The 15,435-nt window shown below is 73.5% G+C and carries 11 protein-coding genes; 5 read left to right on the forward strand and 6 right to left on the reverse strand.

Annotated elements, in window-relative coordinates; genetic code table 11:
- Nucleotides 1–132: 132 nt before the first annotated feature.
- The 4 genes from WBQ80_RS16035 to WBQ80_RS16050 form a co-directional block, all read right to left on the reverse strand.
- Complete coding sequence (locus WBQ80_RS16035) at nt 133–1,398, reverse strand: extracellular solute-binding protein (RefSeq protein WP_336572219.1); 1,266 nt, start codon at nt 1,396–1,398, stop codon at nt 133–135.
- A gap of 71 nt (nt 1,399–1,469) precedes the next feature.
- Nucleotides 1,470–2,603: an ROK family transcriptional regulator gene (locus WBQ80_RS16040; protein WP_336572247.1), complete on the reverse strand. Its 1,134-nt coding sequence runs from the start codon at nt 2,601–2,603 to the stop codon at nt 1,470–1,472.
- 166 nt (nt 2,604–2,769) lie between these two features.
- On the reverse strand, nt 2,770–4,656 hold the full coding sequence (locus WBQ80_RS16045) for a heavy metal translocating P-type ATPase (RefSeq protein WP_336572220.1): 1,887 nt from the start codon (nt 4,654–4,656) through the stop codon (nt 2,770–2,772).
- A 98-nt stretch (nt 4,657–4,754) separates the two neighbouring features.
- Nucleotides 4,755–5,972 (reverse strand): NADP-dependent isocitrate dehydrogenase, encoded by a 1,218-nt coding sequence (locus WBQ80_RS16050; protein WP_336572221.1) that lies wholly within the window; start codon nt 5,970–5,972, stop codon nt 4,755–4,757.
- Between the two features lie 162 nt (nt 5,973–6,134).
- Here WBQ80_RS16050 and WBQ80_RS16055 point away from each other — a divergent pair, with 162 nt between their 5' ends.
- Nucleotides 6,135–6,593, forward strand: coding sequence for a GNAT family N-acetyltransferase (locus tag WBQ80_RS16055; RefSeq protein ID WP_336572222.1), 459 nt, complete (start codon nt 6,135–6,137; stop codon nt 6,591–6,593).
- A gap of 29 nt (nt 6,594–6,622) precedes the next feature.
- Entirely contained in the window at nt 6,623–6,937 is a 315-nt protein-coding gene (locus WBQ80_RS16060; protein ID WP_336572223.1) for an MGMT family protein, read from the forward strand.
- A gap of 27 nt (nt 6,938–6,964) precedes the next feature.
- Here the strand turns inward: WBQ80_RS16060 and WBQ80_RS16065 are convergent, their stop codons facing one another.
- Together WBQ80_RS16065 and WBQ80_RS16070 are read right to left on the reverse strand one after the other, a co-directional pair.
- The gene (locus tag WBQ80_RS16065) at nt 6,965–8,866 is read right to left on the reverse strand and encodes a sensor histidine kinase (RefSeq protein WP_336572224.1); all 1,902 of its coding nucleotides are present in this window, start codon (nt 8,864–8,866) and stop codon (nt 6,965–6,967) included.
- A 17-nt stretch (nt 8,867–8,883) separates the two neighbouring features.
- Nucleotides 8,884–9,555 (reverse strand): response regulator transcription factor, encoded by a 672-nt coding sequence (locus WBQ80_RS16070; protein WP_336572225.1) that lies wholly within the window; start codon nt 9,553–9,555, stop codon nt 8,884–8,886.
- 237 nt (nt 9,556–9,792) lie between these two features.
- Here WBQ80_RS16070 and WBQ80_RS16075 point away from each other — a divergent pair, with 237 nt between their 5' ends.
- From WBQ80_RS16075 to WBQ80_RS16085, 3 genes are all read left to right on the forward strand, one after another.
- Complete coding sequence (locus tag WBQ80_RS16075) at nt 9,793–13,386, forward strand: DUF3376 domain-containing protein (protein WP_336572226.1); 3,594 nt, start codon at nt 9,793–9,795, stop codon at nt 13,384–13,386.
- 84 nt (nt 13,387–13,470) lie between these two features.
- Nucleotides 13,471–14,049 carry a hypothetical protein gene (locus tag WBQ80_RS16080; RefSeq protein ID WP_336572227.1) on the forward strand — a complete coding sequence of 193 codons (579 nt, stop codon included), beginning with the start codon at nt 13,471–13,473 and terminating at the stop codon, nt 14,047–14,049.
- Nucleotides 14,046–15,422: a type III PLP-dependent enzyme gene (locus tag WBQ80_RS16085; RefSeq protein ID WP_336572228.1), complete on the forward strand. Its 1,377-nt coding sequence runs from the start codon at nt 14,046–14,048 to the stop codon at nt 15,420–15,422. The genes WBQ80_RS16080 and WBQ80_RS16085 overlap by 4 nt, the downstream gene beginning before the upstream one ends.
- The last annotated feature ends 13 nt before the right edge of the window (nt 15,423–15,435 follow it).

Here is a 15,435-nt window from a genome sequence, read left to right on the forward strand (position 1 = left end):
AGGAACGACGGAGCAGCCCGCCGCTCGTGGGTTCGGGGGGGGGCGGCGGGCGGCGCCCCCCCCCCCCCGGGCCTGGAGGACGGGTGCGGCCGCACCGCCATTCTGCGCGCGGCCGCACCCGATCGGAACGGATCAGCCGTTGAGGATGTCCTCGATCTTCTGGTCGGCCTCCTCGGCGAGCGCCTGGACGTCGCCGCCCTGCGCGATCTTCACGAAGAGGTCCTGCAGGATGCCGGCGGCCTCCACGTCGGCCCACTTCGGCGATGCCGGGGTGAGCTTCGCGTTGCCCGCGGCCGCCGCGATCGCCTGGGCGACCTCGTCGGTGCCGAGCGTGTCGGCGAGCGAGAGCTTCGCGGGGACGAGGCCGTTCTCGCCGTAGATCGTCTGGAACTCGTCGGAGAGGATGATCTTCATCGCGTCGAGGGCCAGCTCGGGGTGCTGCGACTTCGCCGAGATGCCGATGTTCGAGCCGCCGGCGAAGACCTGCGCCGCGCCGCCGTCCTTGCCCGGGAGGGCGTAGACGCCGAGGTTGGCCTCCTCCTCGGGGCAGCCGGGGGTCTCGGCGTCGGCCGGGGCGAGGATCGACCACTTGACCCAGCTCGGGGCCGACAGCTGCAGCGTGGTGCCGTCGCAGTACCCGACCTGCGGGTTGGTCTCCTGGCCGTCCTTCGGCGCACGCGACGCCTCGGTCATGACCTGCTGGACCTGCTCGAGGCCCGCGACCGACTCGTCGCTCGAGAGCTGCGCGTCCCACTCCTCACCGTCGGGCACGGCGACCTCGCCGCCGTTCTCCCAGATGTAGGGCAGGGCGTTGTACCAGTCCTGGCCGGGCCACCAGATGCCCGACTTGCCCGGGTTGTCGTTCGCGAGCTGGATGCCCTGCTCGATGTACTGGTCAAGCGTCGTGGGCGCCTCGAGGCCGGATGCCGCGAGCGCGTCCTTCTTGTAGAAGACCAGGCGCGAGCCCGAGTAGAGCGGCGCCGCGTAGAACTTGTCGTCGTAGGAGCCCGCCTCGACGAAGCCGGGGAGCAGGTCGTCGCCGCCGAGCTCGTCGTAGTGCTCGGTGAGGTCGAGGAACGCGCCCGCGGAGGTGAACGCGGCCGCCTGCGTGTTGCCGACCTCGACGATGTCGGGGCTGTCGGAGCCCGAGAGGCTCGTAGTGAGGCGGTCGACCAGGCCGTCCCACGACTGCTCCTCGATGACCAGCGTGGAGCCCGGGTGCTCCTCCTCGAACGTCTCGACCAGGTAGTCGCGCGCTTCGTCGGGGGTATCGGTGCCGACCAGCCAGACGCGGATCTCGGCGCCCTCGTCGGAGGCGGCGTCGCTTCCGGTGGTGGCGCAACCGGCGAGGGTGAGCGCAGCAGCGGCGCCGAGCGCCGCGATGCCGAGTTTCCTCATTGCAGGGTTCCTTTCGATGGGACGGGGGGTGGGTGCGGGGTGCGGCCCACCCGTGGTGCGGGGTGGGCCTGCTAGGAGACCCCGAGTTGTCCGGACAGGACCATGACGGCCGCGCCGCGCAGGACGATGTCCTGCCCGTGCGCGGTCATCCGGAGCCTCAGATCACGGTGGTGTTCCGCCATGGTCCGGTTCCGGAGCGTCTCGACGGCCGCCTCGAGCAGCGGTCCGTCAAGCAGTTCCGTCGGTCCGCTGAGCACGACCTCGGAGAGGTTGAGCGCACCGACGACGGGGGCGAGCACGATGCCGAGACGTCGGCCCGCCTCCCGCAGGGTCTCTTCGCGAGCGGATGCCGCGGCATCCGTCGTGCCGAGCCGTTCGAGCTCGGCGGTGAGCCGCGGCACGGCGAGCCACGACTCGAGGCATCCGTGCTTGCCGCACGCGCAGCGCGGCCCGCCGTCGGTGCCGACGACGACGTGGCCGATCTCGCCCGCGGCCGAGCCGGCGCCGAGCACGGGGCGGCCGCCGACGATCAGCCCGGCGCCGACGCCGTGGCCCACCTTGACGAGGACGAGGTCGCCGGGAGCGGTCGCGTGCTCGGCGAGCACCGCGACGTTGGCGTCGTTGGCGACGTGCACGGGCAGGTGGAACGCCCCGGCGAGGCGCTCCTGGAGGGGCACGTCGGTCCAGCCGAGGTTCGGGGCCGAGCGGACGACGCCGTTCGGCTCGACGACGCCGGGCGAGCCGACGCCGATGCCGAGCACGCGCGCGGTCGTGAGGGCGAGCAGCCCGTCGAGGAGCTCGACGATGAGGTCGACCGCGCGATCGCCGGTGGCGCCGTCGAGCGCGACCTCGGCTCGCGCGACGACGCCGCCGTCGAGGTCGAGCACCGCGCCGCGGAAGCGGGTGTGCTCGGAGAGGTCGAGTGCGACCACGTGGATGCCTCCGCGATCGACGTCGATCAGGGTCGCGGGCTTGCCCGGGCGGGCGTCCTCGCGCTGGCCGAGCTCGACGACGAGGCCCTCGGCGATGAGCTCGGCGACGAGGTCGGAGACCGTGACGCGGGTCAGGCGCGTCTCGCGCGCGACATCCGCCCGGCTCTGCGCCCCCTGCGTGTAGAGCGTCTGGAGCACGAGCGAGCGGTTGTGGCTGCGCGCATGCTCGGGCAGCACCTTGCCGGAGGCCCGGAGCGCGCGTTCGGCGAACAGCGGGGCCGCCCCGCTCGTCGTGGGCGCCTGCGGCTGGGGGCGTGTGGTCTCCGTCGCGGTCACGTTTGTTAGTAAACCTTACGAACAAACCCCGCGCAAGCGTTCGTTACCCACCCGTGACCTGTCGCGCCGCAGGTGCTCCCGAGCAGGGCGAACCCCGCGCGTCTCAGCGGCGGACGGAGGCCGCGTCGCGCCCGGGGGCGTGCGCGGCCGCCGCGGAGGCGGCATCCCGGCGCCCGCCGATCGCCCGCAGCGCGAACAGGATCGCCGCGAGGTCGACGAACTCCTGCAGGAGGGCTCCGGCCGTGGCGGGGATGAAGCCGAACGCGGCGACGAGCATCAGGCCGACGCTCACGACGATGCCGAGCCAGATGCTCTGCAGGGCGATCCGCACCGTGTCGCGTCCGATCTCGACGGCCTTCGCGGTGCGTGAGACCTCGTCGACCAGGATCACCGCGTCGGCCGACTCGCTCGCGGCGGTGGCCCCGCGCGCGCCCATCGCGATGCCCACGTCGGCCGCGGCGAGCACCGGGGCGTCGTTGACGCCGTCGCCGACCATGATGACCGGCCGCTCGGTGATCGCGGCCACCTCGTGCACCTTGTCGGCGGGCAGGCACTCGGCGCGCACGCGCTCGATGTCGAGCTCCGCGGCGATGTGGTCGGCGGTCGCCTGCGCGTCGCCCGTGAGCATCATCGTGTGGCGCACCCCGAGGCGCTCGAGTCGCAGCAGGGTCTCGCGCGCGTCGTCCCGGAGCCGGTCGCGCGCCAGCAGGGCGCCCGCGTACCGGCCGTCGACGGCGACGTACACTGCGAGCTCGCCCGGCGCGATGCCGGTCCGGCGCGCCCCGGGTGCGTGCTCGAGGACGAACGCGTACTTGCCGACGATCACCTCCCGGCCACCGATCCGCGCGACGACGCCGTTCGTCGCCGCCTCCCGGGCGCTCTCCGCCTCGACGAGGCGCAGACCTCGCGCGGTCGCGGCGTCGATCATCGAGGCCGCGAGCACGTGCGACGAATACTGCTCGGCGGATGCCACGAGCGCGAGCAGGCCGTCGGCGTCGAACCCGGGCTCGGGACGGATCGCGACGAGCTCGGGCGCACCGTGCGTCAGCGTGCCGGTCTTGTCGAAGACGGCCGTTCGCGCCTTCGCGAGCTGCTCGAGCACTCCCCCGCCCTTGACGATGACGCCGTTGCGCGCGGCGCGGCTCATGCCGCCGATGAACGCGACCGGCGCGGCGATGAGGAGCGGGCACGGCGTGGCGAGCACGAGCACCTCGGCGAACCGCACCGGGTCGCCGGAGACCCACCACGCGAGGCCCGCGAGCAGCAGCGAGAACACCGTGAACGGCACCGCGTAGCGATCGGCCAGGCGGACGACGGGCGCCTTGCTCGCCGCCGCACCGGCGACCAGCGCGACGATCTGCTGGTACTGGCTGTCGGCCGCCCGGGCCGACGCGGTCATCTGCACGGCGAGGTGACCGTTGACCGACCCGCTCAGCAGCTCGTCGCCGGCGTGCTTCTCGACCGGGAGGCTCTCGCCCGTGATCGAGGACTCGTCGACCGAGGTCTCGGCCGAACGCAGCGTGCCGTCGACCGGCACGATCTCGCTCGGGCGCACCAGCAGCACGTCGCCCGGCTGCACGTCGTCGATGGGCACGTCGACGAAGTGGTCGTCGACGACGCGGTGCGCGTGCTGCGGCGCCCGCGCGAGCAGCGCGTCGAGCTCGCGCTTGGCGCGCCGGCCCGCGTAGTCCTCGAGCGCCTCGCCGCCCGTGAGCATGAGCACCACGATGATCGACGCGACGTACTCCCCCACCAGCACCGTGGCCACGATCGCCGTGACCGCGAGCAGGTCGAGCCCCCAGTGCCCGCGCAGCAGGTCGCGGACCATCCCGATCGCCTGCCACGCCGCGACGCCGAGCGCGTAGGTGCTGAAGATCCACGCGACCAGCCAGCCCGCACCGGCGAGCGCCAGCACCGCTCCCAGGAGTCCGATCGCGAGCGTGAGCGCGACGGCCGGGTAGCGGCGCACGAGACGGATGCCGCGGGCCATGCCCCCATCCTCCCCGATGCGGCGCCGATGCCGGCCCGGGCACGGCGAAGGGGTCGGATGCCGCGGCATCCGACCCCTTCGAACGAGAGCGTCGAGGCTCAGGCGGCCAGGCGCGCCTTGAGGTTCGCGTCGATCGTGTCGAGGAACTGCTCGGTCGTCTGGTACTCCTGCTCGGGACCGACGAGGAGCGCGAGGTCCTTGGTCATCGCGCCGGACTCGACCGTCGTGATCACGACGTCCTCGAGCGTGTGCGAGAAGTCGATGAGCTCCTGGTTGCCGTCGAGCTTGCCGCGGTGCGCGAGGCCGCGCGTCCAGGCGAAGATCGAGGCGATCGGGTTGGTCGAGGTGGGCTTGCCCTGCTGGTGCTGGCGGTAGTGGCGCGTGACCGTGCCGTGCGCCGCCTCGGCCTCGACGATCCGGCCGTCGGGAGTGGTGAGCACCGAGGTCATGAGGCCGAGCGAGCCGAAGCCCTGCGCGACGGTGTCGGACTGCACGTCGCCGTCGTAGTTCTTGCAGGCCCAGACGTAGCCGCCCTCCCACTTGAGCGAGGCCGCGACCATGTCGTCGATGAGGCGGTGCTCGTAGGTGATGCCGGCCTCGTCGAACTTCGCCTTGAACTCGCTGTCGAAGACCTCCTGGAAGATGTCCTTGAATCGGCCGTCGTACGCCTTGAGGATGGTGTTCTTCGTCGAGAGGTACACCGGGTAGTTGCGGGCGAGGCCGTAGTTGAGCGAGGCGCGCGCGAAGTCGCGGATCGACTCGTCGAGGTTGTACATGCCCATGGCCACGCCCGAGCCGGGCGCCTGGAAGACCTCGAACTGCTGCGGCTCGGAGCCGTCCTGCGGGGTGAAGGTCATCGTGAGCGTGCCGGGGCCCTCGAACTTGAAGTCGGTGGCGCGGTACTGGTCGCCGAACGCGTGGCGGCCGACGATGATCGGCTTGTTCCAGCCGGGCACGAGCCGCGGGATGTTCGAGATGATGATGGGCTCGCGGAAGATGACACCGCCGAGGATGTTGCGGATCGTGCCGTTCGGCGACCGCCACATCTTCTTCAGGCCGAACTCCTCGACGCGCGCCTCGTCGGGCGTGATCGTCGCGCACTTGACGCCGACGCCGTGCTTCTTGATCGCGTTGGCCGCGTCGACCGTGATCTGGTCGTCGGTCTCGTCGCGCTTCTGGATGGAGAGGTCGTAGTACTCGAGGTTCACGTCGAGGTACGGGTGGATGAGCTGGTCCTTGATGGCCTGCCAGATGATGCGGGTCATCTCGTCGCCGTCGAGTTCTACGACGGTGCCTTCGACCTTGATCTTCGACAAGGGGCGGTCTCCTTGGGATCTCGTGGGATTGCTTGGGAAGCGAGGAAGTCTCGGGGGTGTCCGACACGCCGCCTGAAAGCTTACCGCCTCGGCCGGATATCTCGACATCGAGACATCCCCGCGGCTTCCCGGGGCGACGACCGCTCCGTTAGGCTGCGTTGCATGGCTGAACTGCGACTCGAAGAACTCAACGCGACGAACGTGGTGGCCGCGAACAACCTGTCGCTGAAGCCCGGCCAGGAGCAGTTCATCGCCCCCGTCACCTACGCCGCCGAGACCGCGGTCGTCAATCCCGCCACCGCGTGGCAGCGCGTCGCGCTGAACGGCGACAAGGTCGTCGGTTTCATCCACGGCAACTTCGACCCCGACAACGAGCACGAGGAATTCCGCGCCTGCATCTGGCGGATCAACGTCGACGCCGAGGCGCAGGGCAAGGGCGTGGGCCGCTTCCTGGCGCACGCGCTGGCCGAGGAGGCCAAGCGCCGGGGCTTCGACCACATCACGGTGCTCTGGGAGCCGGGCGCCGAGGGGCCGGGCGAGTTCTTCCACCGCATCGGCTTCCGCGACGTGGGCGAGACGCAGTACGGCGACGTGATCGGCTCGCTGCAGCTCGCGAGCTGACGCACTCGACGACGATATCGGGGCGACGGATGCCACGGGCCGGCGAGGGCTTCGCCGAGGCCGTGCTCTCGGTGGTCGACGCCATCCCGCCGGGTCGCGTGATGACGTACGGCGACATCGCCGCGGCGCTCGGCTCCCGTGGCGCTCGCGCCGTCGGACAGGTCATGGCGCACTCGGGCGGCTCGGTGCCCTGGTGGCGCGTGATCCGCGCCGGTGGCCGCCCGCCCGCCGGGAAGGCCGAGCTCGCCCGCCCGCACTACGACGCCGAGGGCGTTCCCCTGCGCGCCGCGGACGACGAGGACGGCTACCGCATCGACCTCGCGGCCTGCCGCTGGAGCGGCTGAGTCGACACCGAGCGACGGCCCCCGACGCTACACGTCGAGCGGCGTGCCCACGCCGCCGGCCGGCACGCCCGCGGCGCCCGGCGCGTCCGGTGCCGGCTCGCCCGCGTCGGCCGCGACGAGCAGGGCGGCACCCGAGGCGGCGTGCGCGTCCGTGGCCGGCGGGTGCAGCGGCATCCGGACGGTCACGGTCGTGCCCGAGCCGGGCGGGCTCACGAGCTCGAGCTCGCCGCCGACCGCCTCGATGCGGTCGACGATGCCGAGCACGCCCGTGCCCGCGTCGAGCGACGCGCCGCCGACGCCGTTGTCGCGCACCTCGATGACCACGAGTTCGCCGTCGACCCTCGCCCGCACCCACGCGCGCGTCGCCTGCGAGTGCTTCGCGACGTTCGCGAGCGACTCGGAGATCGCGAAGTAGGCCGTCGACTCGACCAGCTCCGGCAGGCGCCCGTCGGCCTGCACGTCGACCTCGACGGGCACCGGGCACCGACCGGCCAGCTCGGGCACGGCGAGCGCGAGCCCGCCCTGCGAGAGCAGGCTCGGGTGGATGCCGTGCGCGAGCTCGCGCAGTTCCTTGAGCCCCTGGTTCAGGCTCGCGATGGACGCCTCGAGCTCCTCGGCGAGCTGGTCCTGGCCGGCGGACCGGGCGGTGTTCGCGGCGAGCCGCAGGTTCATGCCGAGCGAGACGAGCTGCTGCTGGGCGCCGTCGTGCAGGTCGCGCTCGATGCGGCGGCGAGCCTCGTCGCCGGCCTCCACGATGCGCTGGCGCGACTGGCGCACCTGGTCGAGCGTGCGCTCCAGGTCGGAGCGGAGCCGGCCGTTGTCGACCGCGAGCCGCAGTGCGCTCGAGACGCCGTCCAGCAGGCGCATGTTGTCGGTGAGCACCCGGTCGTGGCGGATGAGCGCGATCGGCAGGCCCGACGGCGAGGCGACGGGAAGGATGCTGTGGCCGCGGCCGGCCTCCTGCGAGTCGATGAGCCGGCCCGCCGCGTCGACGTAGCGGCCGCGCTCCTCGTCCCACCAGTAGACGCGCACGCTGTCGTCCCGCAGGGTGCGGGCGAGCGACTCGGCCCAGAGCCCGCGGTCGGCGCCCTCGCGCGTGATGCGCATGAGGTCGGCCACGCGGGCGCGCATGTTGCGCGTGTGCGCGATGCCGGCCACGAACGTGACGGGCACCGCGGCCATCGCGAGCAGGGCCACGGTGTCGATGACCATGCCGGTCGAGGTCGACGTGATGTAGCCGGTCGCCTGCACGGCGATCGCGACCGCCCACGCCAGCAGCGACACGGGCATCAGGAACGCGACGGCCCGGGCGGGGACGCTGCCGCGGACCCAGCGCACGAGCAGGCGCCCGGCGATGACGAGCGCGAGGCCCACGCCGACCACGCGGTAGCCGTAGTCGAGGATCGCGAACAGGAGCGGCGCATCGGCGATGCGGTAGGGGTTCGCGACGCAGTCGCACGGGGCCGCCTCGGGTCCCGCCAGCGCGAGCACGGCGACGAGGTTGACGACGGATGCCACGACCGCGGTCGTCGCGATGACCCGGTCGAACCGGTCGGCGAGCCAGCCGCGCGGGTAGACGAGCACGAGCAGGCCCGACACCACGGCCCAGACGAGGTCGATGCCGCGCACCACCGGCCAGAGCCATCCGATGCCGCCGATGACCTGGAAGATCGACTGCGGGATCCACAGGATCACGAACGCCACCATGAGCCGGGCCGGGACGGCGTTCGGGCCGATCGCCCACGCCACGGCCGCACACGCGGCGAAGACGATCGGCACGGTCGCATGGAGCGTGACGTACGCGACCTCGGTCTGGTCCTCGACCGGGGTCGCGAGGAACCCCGCGACCTCCATCCAGAGGCTGAACGCGACCGCGCCGACGATGATCGCGGTGCGTCGCAGGATGCGGCGGCGGTCTCCGTGCGCCATCACGGGCGCCTCACCCCCTACCGTTCGCCGAGGAGCGTCAGCACCGCGAGCACGCGGCGGTGGTGCTCCGGCGACTCCTCGAGATCGAGCTTCTGCAGGATGCTGCGGACGTGTGTCTCGACGGTCTTCAGGCCGAGGAACAGGGTCTGCGCGATGCCGCCGTTGGAGTAGCCCTGCGCCATGAGCTCGAGCACGGAGCGCTCGCGCTCCGTGAGCCGCGCGAGCGGATCGTCGGCGCGCGTGCGCTTGACGAGCTGCTCGACGACCTCGGGGTCGACGACGGACCCGCCGGACGCGACGGTCTCGACCGCGCGCACGAGGGTCTGCGGCTCGGACACGCGCTCCTTCAGCAGGTAGCCGGTGCCGCTGCCCGCACCCATCACCCGGAGCGCGTATTCGGGGGTGGCGTACATCGACAGCAGCAGCACGCCGAGGTCGTCGCCGCGCTCGCGGATGCGCTCGAGCGCGACGATGCCCTCGTCGCGATGCGTCGGCGGCATGCGGATGTCGAGGATCGCCACGTCGAGGTCGTCGCCGTCGAGCACGGCGAGCAGCTCGTCGGCCGTGCCGACGGATGCCACGACCTCGATGCCGCCGCCCTGGAGCACCTTCGCGATGCCCTCGCGCAGCAGCAGTGCGTCATCCGCGATCGCCACACGAAGGGGTCGCTGTTCTCCGGACTGCTCCATTCCACCTCCCGCTCGAAGGCGTGCGACAGCCGTCGACGTCGATGCGCCGCCCACCGCGAGGCTACCGCGTCCACGGCGCGCACCGCGCCGTCCCCGTTCAGGGGGCAAGCGCGCATGAGCGCCGTCCCGGCGTGCGCGGCGGGCCGCGATCGTGCCACGCTGGGATCCGCCGCGCACCCTGCCCGCCGCGCGGCATCCCTGGCGCCGCCGGCGCCCGACCACCCGAGGAGCGACGCCATGGTGCCGAACGATGCCGACCCCACCCGCGCCTCCGGCGCGACGACCTCGGAACGCGTCGTCGAGCTCGTCGTGGTGCGGCCCCGCGAACGGGTCGAGGAGGTGGCGCTCGCCCGCCACGCGGTCCCGTCGTTCAACCGCACGATGCGGATCGCGCTCGCCATGCGCGGCGGGGTGAGCCTCGCCGTGTGGATCGGCGGCGCCGTGGCCGAGCTCGACCTGATCCGCCGCATCCGCCTCTTCGACACCGAGCGCGGCACCCTCGCGCTCGTCCCCGAGCTCGAGGGCCGCCCGCTCACTCCGCCCGTGCTCGCGAGGCTGCGCTCGTACGCCGAGTTGCTCGACGCGGCAGGGTACGACCGCGTCGAGTTCGACCTGCTCGCGGGCGCGAGCGCCGGGGGCCTCAACGCCGTCGTGTACTCGGTCGCGCAGCGCGCTGGGTCGGACCTCGGCCGGCTCCTCGACGTCTGGGCGACGGTCGGCGGCTTCTGGGGGCTGCTCCATCCTCCGGGCACGGCCGGCATCGTGGCGCTCATGCAGGGCGAGGGCTACTTCCGGCCCAAGGTGCTCGACGCGCTGACGACGATCTACGGCACCGAGGAGCGGCATCCCGACCTGGTCTCGCCGTACACGGGCGTGGACCTTTCGGCGACCGTGATCGACGCCGACGACGCGTACGAGGAGGACGCCAACGAGGGTCGCGGGCACTTCCGGTTCGTCGGCAGCGACGCGCACCTCCTCGACAACCGCGTCCCCCGCAGGGAGGACGGCATCGACCGGACCCGGCTCGTCGACGATGAGGCGAGCCTCGAGCGGCTGGCCCTCGCCGCGCGCTCCACGTCGTCGCTGGCGGGCGGATTCGAGCCCGCGCACGTCGATTCGTGGGGCGGCACGGCGGGCGAACCGGATGACGCGGCCGAACGCGGGATGCGCTTCGCCTTCGCCTCGCATCGCGAGCAGTCTGGCACGCCGTACCGCATCGTCGACGGCGCCGTGTTCGACAACGTGCCGATCGAGCGCGCCCTGCGCTCGGCGCGCCTGCGCGTCTCGGAGCGTCGCGCCGACCGCGTGATGCTCTTCCTCGACCCCGAGCCCGATCCGCCCGTCGGTCGCGAGACCGAATGGGACGCGAACGCGTCGCGGTTCTTCCGCGCCCTGCGGGCCATGGTCTCGAAGCAGATGCGCAGCGAGTCGGTCGCGCGCGAGGTGGCCGAGCTCGAGCGCTTCAACGCCCAGCGGCTCGTCGCCGCCGCGCGCCTGGACGGCACGGCGCCGCTCGTGGCGAACGCGGAGTGGACCCCGGAGGCCGTGCAGGCGCGAAGGTCCGCCTACGTGCGCGCGCTCTCGGCCGACCTCGCCGATCACCTCGCCGAGACCATCTCCGCCCCGAGCCTGTGGCAGCTCGCGTCCTCCCTGCCGACGCGGAGGCGATACCGGCCCATCCCGCGCAGCCGGCTCGCCGCGCTCGGTCCGGCCCTGCGCCAGCGGTTCACCGAACTCGGCGTCGCCGACACCGCGAAGCTCGCCAGGTCGCCGCTCGCACTGGCGGATGCCGCCAACTGCGTGCTCGGATGGGCGCGCGCGCTCGAGTCGATGCCCGAGCGCACGGGATCACGGCAGGCGATCGACCTGGGGTCGGTCCGGGTCGCCGCGTACGGCGCGCTGGAGGCGGCCGTCGGCTGGCGCGACGAGCTCACGGCCCGAGTGGTCGGCCTCGCGGAGCGGGCGGCCGCCGAGCGACGGTCGCCGACGCCCGCCGAGATCGACGAGTGGATCGACGCCTGGGTCCGGGCGTCGGCCCGGATCCGCACGACCGAGCAGTGGACGGAACTCGACCGGGCGGTCGCCCTGCTCGGCCTGACGAGCACGCGCGTGGAGCGCGAGGCCGAGCGCGGCGAGCGCCGCCTCTCGGCCACGTGGACGGGTTCGGCCTGGCGTCCGCTCGCGTCGACGAGAACCCTCGCGGCCGAGCACCTCCCGCCGCTGTACCACGCGGCGGGCATCCCCGCGGCGCTGTCGCACGTGCGCTACTGGGCGATCGGCGTCGACGAGGCGCCCGCCGACCCGGGCGAGTTCTCGGCGCTCGAGGCCGATCGCCGGTACGCCGTCCTCGGCAGGGCGCTGCGCGACCCGGGACGCAGCGTCGAGGCGATCGCGGCGGAGGTCCGCTCCGAGGCGGAGCACCCGCTGATCGACCGGCAGACGAAGCTCGCCGGGTACGGCTTCGGGAACTTCTTCGGGTTCCTCTCGCGGGACTGGCGCGTGAACGACTGGTGGTGGGGTCGACTGGACGCCGCGGGCGGTCTCGCGCGCTTCTTCGACTCGCTCGCTCCCGGCCGTGTCCGCACGGATGCCGCGGTGCGGCTGCTGCAGGACGCGGTCCTCGAGGAGGCGGCCGAGCCGGCGTACGTGAAGGCGGGGCTGTCGCCGTTCGACACGGTGTCGCCGCGGCCGTCGGCGAACGGGGTGCCCGCAGCGGACGCGGCACCGCCCGCGCCCGGGGGCGAGGCCGCGCTCCCCGCGGACCCGAGCGCGCTGCGCGCCCGCGTGCGTGCCGGCACCGACACCGTCCTGAACCTGCCGCCCGCGTACCGGTTCGCGATCGCGTCGCGAACCGTCCGCCTCCTCGACCGGGTGCTCGTCCAGCCCGTGGGACGCGCGTGGCGGATCTTCGCCGGGGCGGTGCTCGCCGTCCTGCGTCCCCTGCTCGTCGCCCTGCCCGCGGTCGCCGACCCGCCCCGCCTCGCGCTCGTCGCCGGGTTCGTGGCCGCCGTCGCCTGGCCGCTGACCTGGGAGTCGATCGACGCGGTGCAGCCCGGCTGGGCGATCGTGGCCTCGCTCGTCGCTGCGGTCGCGGTCGCCTCGACCTGGGGCGGTGCGGTCGCCGTCCAGCGACGATGGCAGGACGTGGCCGAGGCGCTCGGCGGGCCGCTCGGCGACGAGGTCGAGGCGGCGCGTCGCATCGCGCGCCGGCGCGCGTACGTGATGGCGGGGGTGGCGACGGCGAGCGTCGTCCCGCTCGTGATCGCGCTGCTGCAGAGCAACTTCCTGCTGATCCTGCTCTGCATCGGGGTGACGGTGGTCCTCGGCGCGGTCGCACGGAGGCTCGCGTCGTCGGCTCGACGCGAGCCGATCCCCGGCCGGGACGCGCGGACGATCGCGATGGTCGCCGTGTTCGGCCTGTTCGGCGGCGTGCTGCCGCTCGTCCAGCTCTGGCTCGACCTCGCCGACGCGCTGCCGCTGTGGCTCGCCCCCGAGGGCTCGTGGAACCTCCCGGTCCTCGCCGTCGGCGCCGGCGCGGTCACCGTCGCGCTCACCTGGGGGTGGCTGGGGATCGGACGGGACCTCGCGGAGATCCGGGCGACGCGCCTGGTGAACTGGCTGACGGTCACCCTGGCCTCCGTCGGACTCGCGGTGGTCGCCTATTGGGTCGCGGCGACGTACGCGACGGCGGGCGCCGCCGAGCTGCTGGCCGACACGGTCGCCGCCGCCGTGTTCGTCGTCGTGTGGGCGAACGTGCTCTGGTGGCTGCCGGAGGCAGTGGGCGAGACCCCGCCCGTCACCGACTCGGTGCAGCGCGCCCCGCTCGCGTAGTCCGGCCGATCTCAGGGGCCGCCCCGACGGTTCCGGGGGGCGGCTCCGGATCCGTCGCGAGGCGCCCGCTGGGACCCTCGGAGCATGTCGGGTTCGGGTGGAGCAGATCGCACGCGTCGTCGGCGCGTCGCCGAATGGGTCATGCGGTACCTGCCGCTCGAGGTGCTCGGCACGCTCGCCGCGGTCGGGGGCTCGTGGGCGGCGTACGAGGCCAGCGGCTCCATCGTGGTGGCCGCGATCGCGGGCACCGTCGCCGAGGGCGTGGGCTACTACGCGCTCGTCGTCGTCCGCGGCATCCGGGGGCACCTCGCGTCGCGCCGCGTCGCGACCATCGACGCACCCGCCGGCCGCGCCGCCGCCGCGGTCGCCCTGACGCTCCGCGGCATGCTCGCCGAGTTCGGCCCCGCCGAGGTGCTCGACACGCTCGTGGTGCGTCCCGCCCTCCTCGTGGCCGCGGCCGCGTGGCTGGGCCCCGACCCGAGGGCGTGGCTCGTCGGCAAGCTCGCCGCCGACGCCGTCTTCTACGCGATCGCGATCGCCTCGTTCGAGCTCGGCCGGCGCCTCATCCTGCCCGACGGCGGAGCGCACGGCGCGTCCGCACGCCGCATCCGCACGCGCCTCCAGACGGCGCCGGTGCGCGAGCTGGAGGTGGCGGTCCCATGAGCCTGCTCACCCGCACCGCCCCGCGGCCGGCCGTCCACGAGCCGCGGCGCACGACCGACGGCCTGCGAAGCGAACCGGCCGCGCGCCCCGAGCCGTCCGACCGTCCGCATCGCGCCGACCGGCGCCGCCGCGCCGATACGGGACCGCTGCCCGAGCCGCCGGCGCACCGGGAACTCGTCCGACGCGACCTCGCCGCGGAGGCGCAGCGCATCCGGCTCGGCGACCTCGTGCGCGAGCACGGCTCGCCGTTGTTCGTGCTCGACACGGCGCGGATCGCCGCACAGCTCGCCGAGCTCCGTCGCGAGCTGCCCGGGGTCGGCATCCACTTCGCCACCAAGTCGCTGCCGCACCCCGCGGTGATCCGCGCGGTGCAGGCGTCGGGGGCATCGTTCGAGGTCGCCTCGCGCGGGGAGGTCGACCTCCTCGAGCGCGAGGGCGTCGCGATCGCGGGCTGCCTGCACACCCACCCGGTCAAGACGGCGGCCGACCTCACCGGCGCGTACCTGCGCGGCATCCGCACGTTCGTCGTCGACAGCCCGTCGGAGATCGGGAAGTTCGCCGGGCTCCCGAGCGGCGAGGTGGGCGTCCTGGTGCGGCTGTCGTTCCCCAACCCCGGCGCGAAGTCCGACCTCTCGTCGAAGTTCGGCGTCGCGCCCGAGCACGCCGCCGCGCTCGTGGAGCGCTGCCTCGCCGCGCGGCTCCCCGTCCGCGGGTTCACGTTCCACGTCGGCAGCCAGACGACGTCGGCCGAGCCCTGGCGGCGGGCGATCGCCACGACGCTGCAGCTCATGCGCGTGCTCGAGGCGCGGCACGGCATCCGCTTCGACCTGCTCGACCTCGGCGGCGGGTTCCCCGTCGCGTACGACGAGCCCGTCCCGCCGCTCGGCGACCTCGCCCGCGGCATCCGCTCGGCCCTCGCGGCCGTGCCGCGGCACGTGCGCGTCGTCGTCGAGCCGGGCCGGTTCGTCGCCGCACCCGCGATGACCCTGGTGACGCGGGTGGTCGGGACGAGCGAGCGCGCCGACGGCCGGTGGCACTACCTCGACGAGGGGCTCTACGGCGCGTACTCGAACATCCCCGCGGAAGACGTGCACGCCCTCGTGTTCGCGGCGTCGGAGCTCGGCGTGCGGCCGTCCGGCGAGGACTCCGCCGAGCGGGCCGCCCGCCGCGTCCTCGCACGGACGCGCGTTCCCGTGACTCTCGCAGGGCCCACGTGCGACAGCGTGGACGTGATCGCGCGCCGGCTGCCGCTTCCACCGCTCGCCGACGGCGACCTGCTCGTGTCGCCCATGATGGGCGCCTACACGTGGGCGACCGCGACGGGGTTCAACGGCATCGCGCCGACGCCGGTGCTGGTCCTCCCCGCGTCCTGACCGGGTGGCGGTC

This window comes from Agromyces sp. CCNWLW213, assembly GCF_037199545.1.
Classification (GTDB): Bacteria; Actinomycetota; Actinomycetes; order Actinomycetales; family Microbacteriaceae; genus Agromyces.

Coding starts and splice junctions, on each gene's coding strand:
- WBQ80_RS16065 (WP_336572224.1), bottom strand. CDS start 8,866: ATGGCGCACGGAGACCGCCGCCGCATCCTGCGACGCACCGCGATCATC.
- WBQ80_RS16045 (WP_336572220.1), bottom strand. CDS start 4,656: ATGGCCCGCGGCATCCGTCTCGTGCGCCGCTACCCGGCCGTCGCGCTC.
- WBQ80_RS16075 (WP_336572226.1), top strand. CDS start 9,793: ATGGTGCCGAACGATGCCGACCCCACCCGCGCCTCCGGCGCGACGACC.
- WBQ80_RS16070 (WP_336572225.1), bottom strand. CDS start 9,555: ATGGAGCAGTCCGGAGAACAGCGACCCCTTCGTGTGGCGATCGCGGAT.
- WBQ80_RS16085 (WP_336572228.1), top strand. CDS start 14,046: ATGAGCCTGCTCACCCGCACCGCCCCGCGGCCGGCCGTCCACGAGCCG.
- WBQ80_RS16080 (WP_336572227.1), top strand. CDS start 13,471: ATGTCGGGTTCGGGTGGAGCAGATCGCACGCGTCGTCGGCGCGTCGCC.
- WBQ80_RS16055 (WP_336572222.1), top strand. CDS start 6,135: ATGGCTGAACTGCGACTCGAAGAACTCAACGCGACGAACGTGGTGGCC.
- WBQ80_RS16060 (WP_336572223.1), top strand. CDS start 6,623: ATGCCACGGGCCGGCGAGGGCTTCGCCGAGGCCGTGCTCTCGGTGGTC.
- WBQ80_RS16035 (WP_336572219.1), bottom strand. CDS start 1,398: ATGAGGAAACTCGGCATCGCGGCGCTCGGCGCCGCTGCTGCGCTCACC.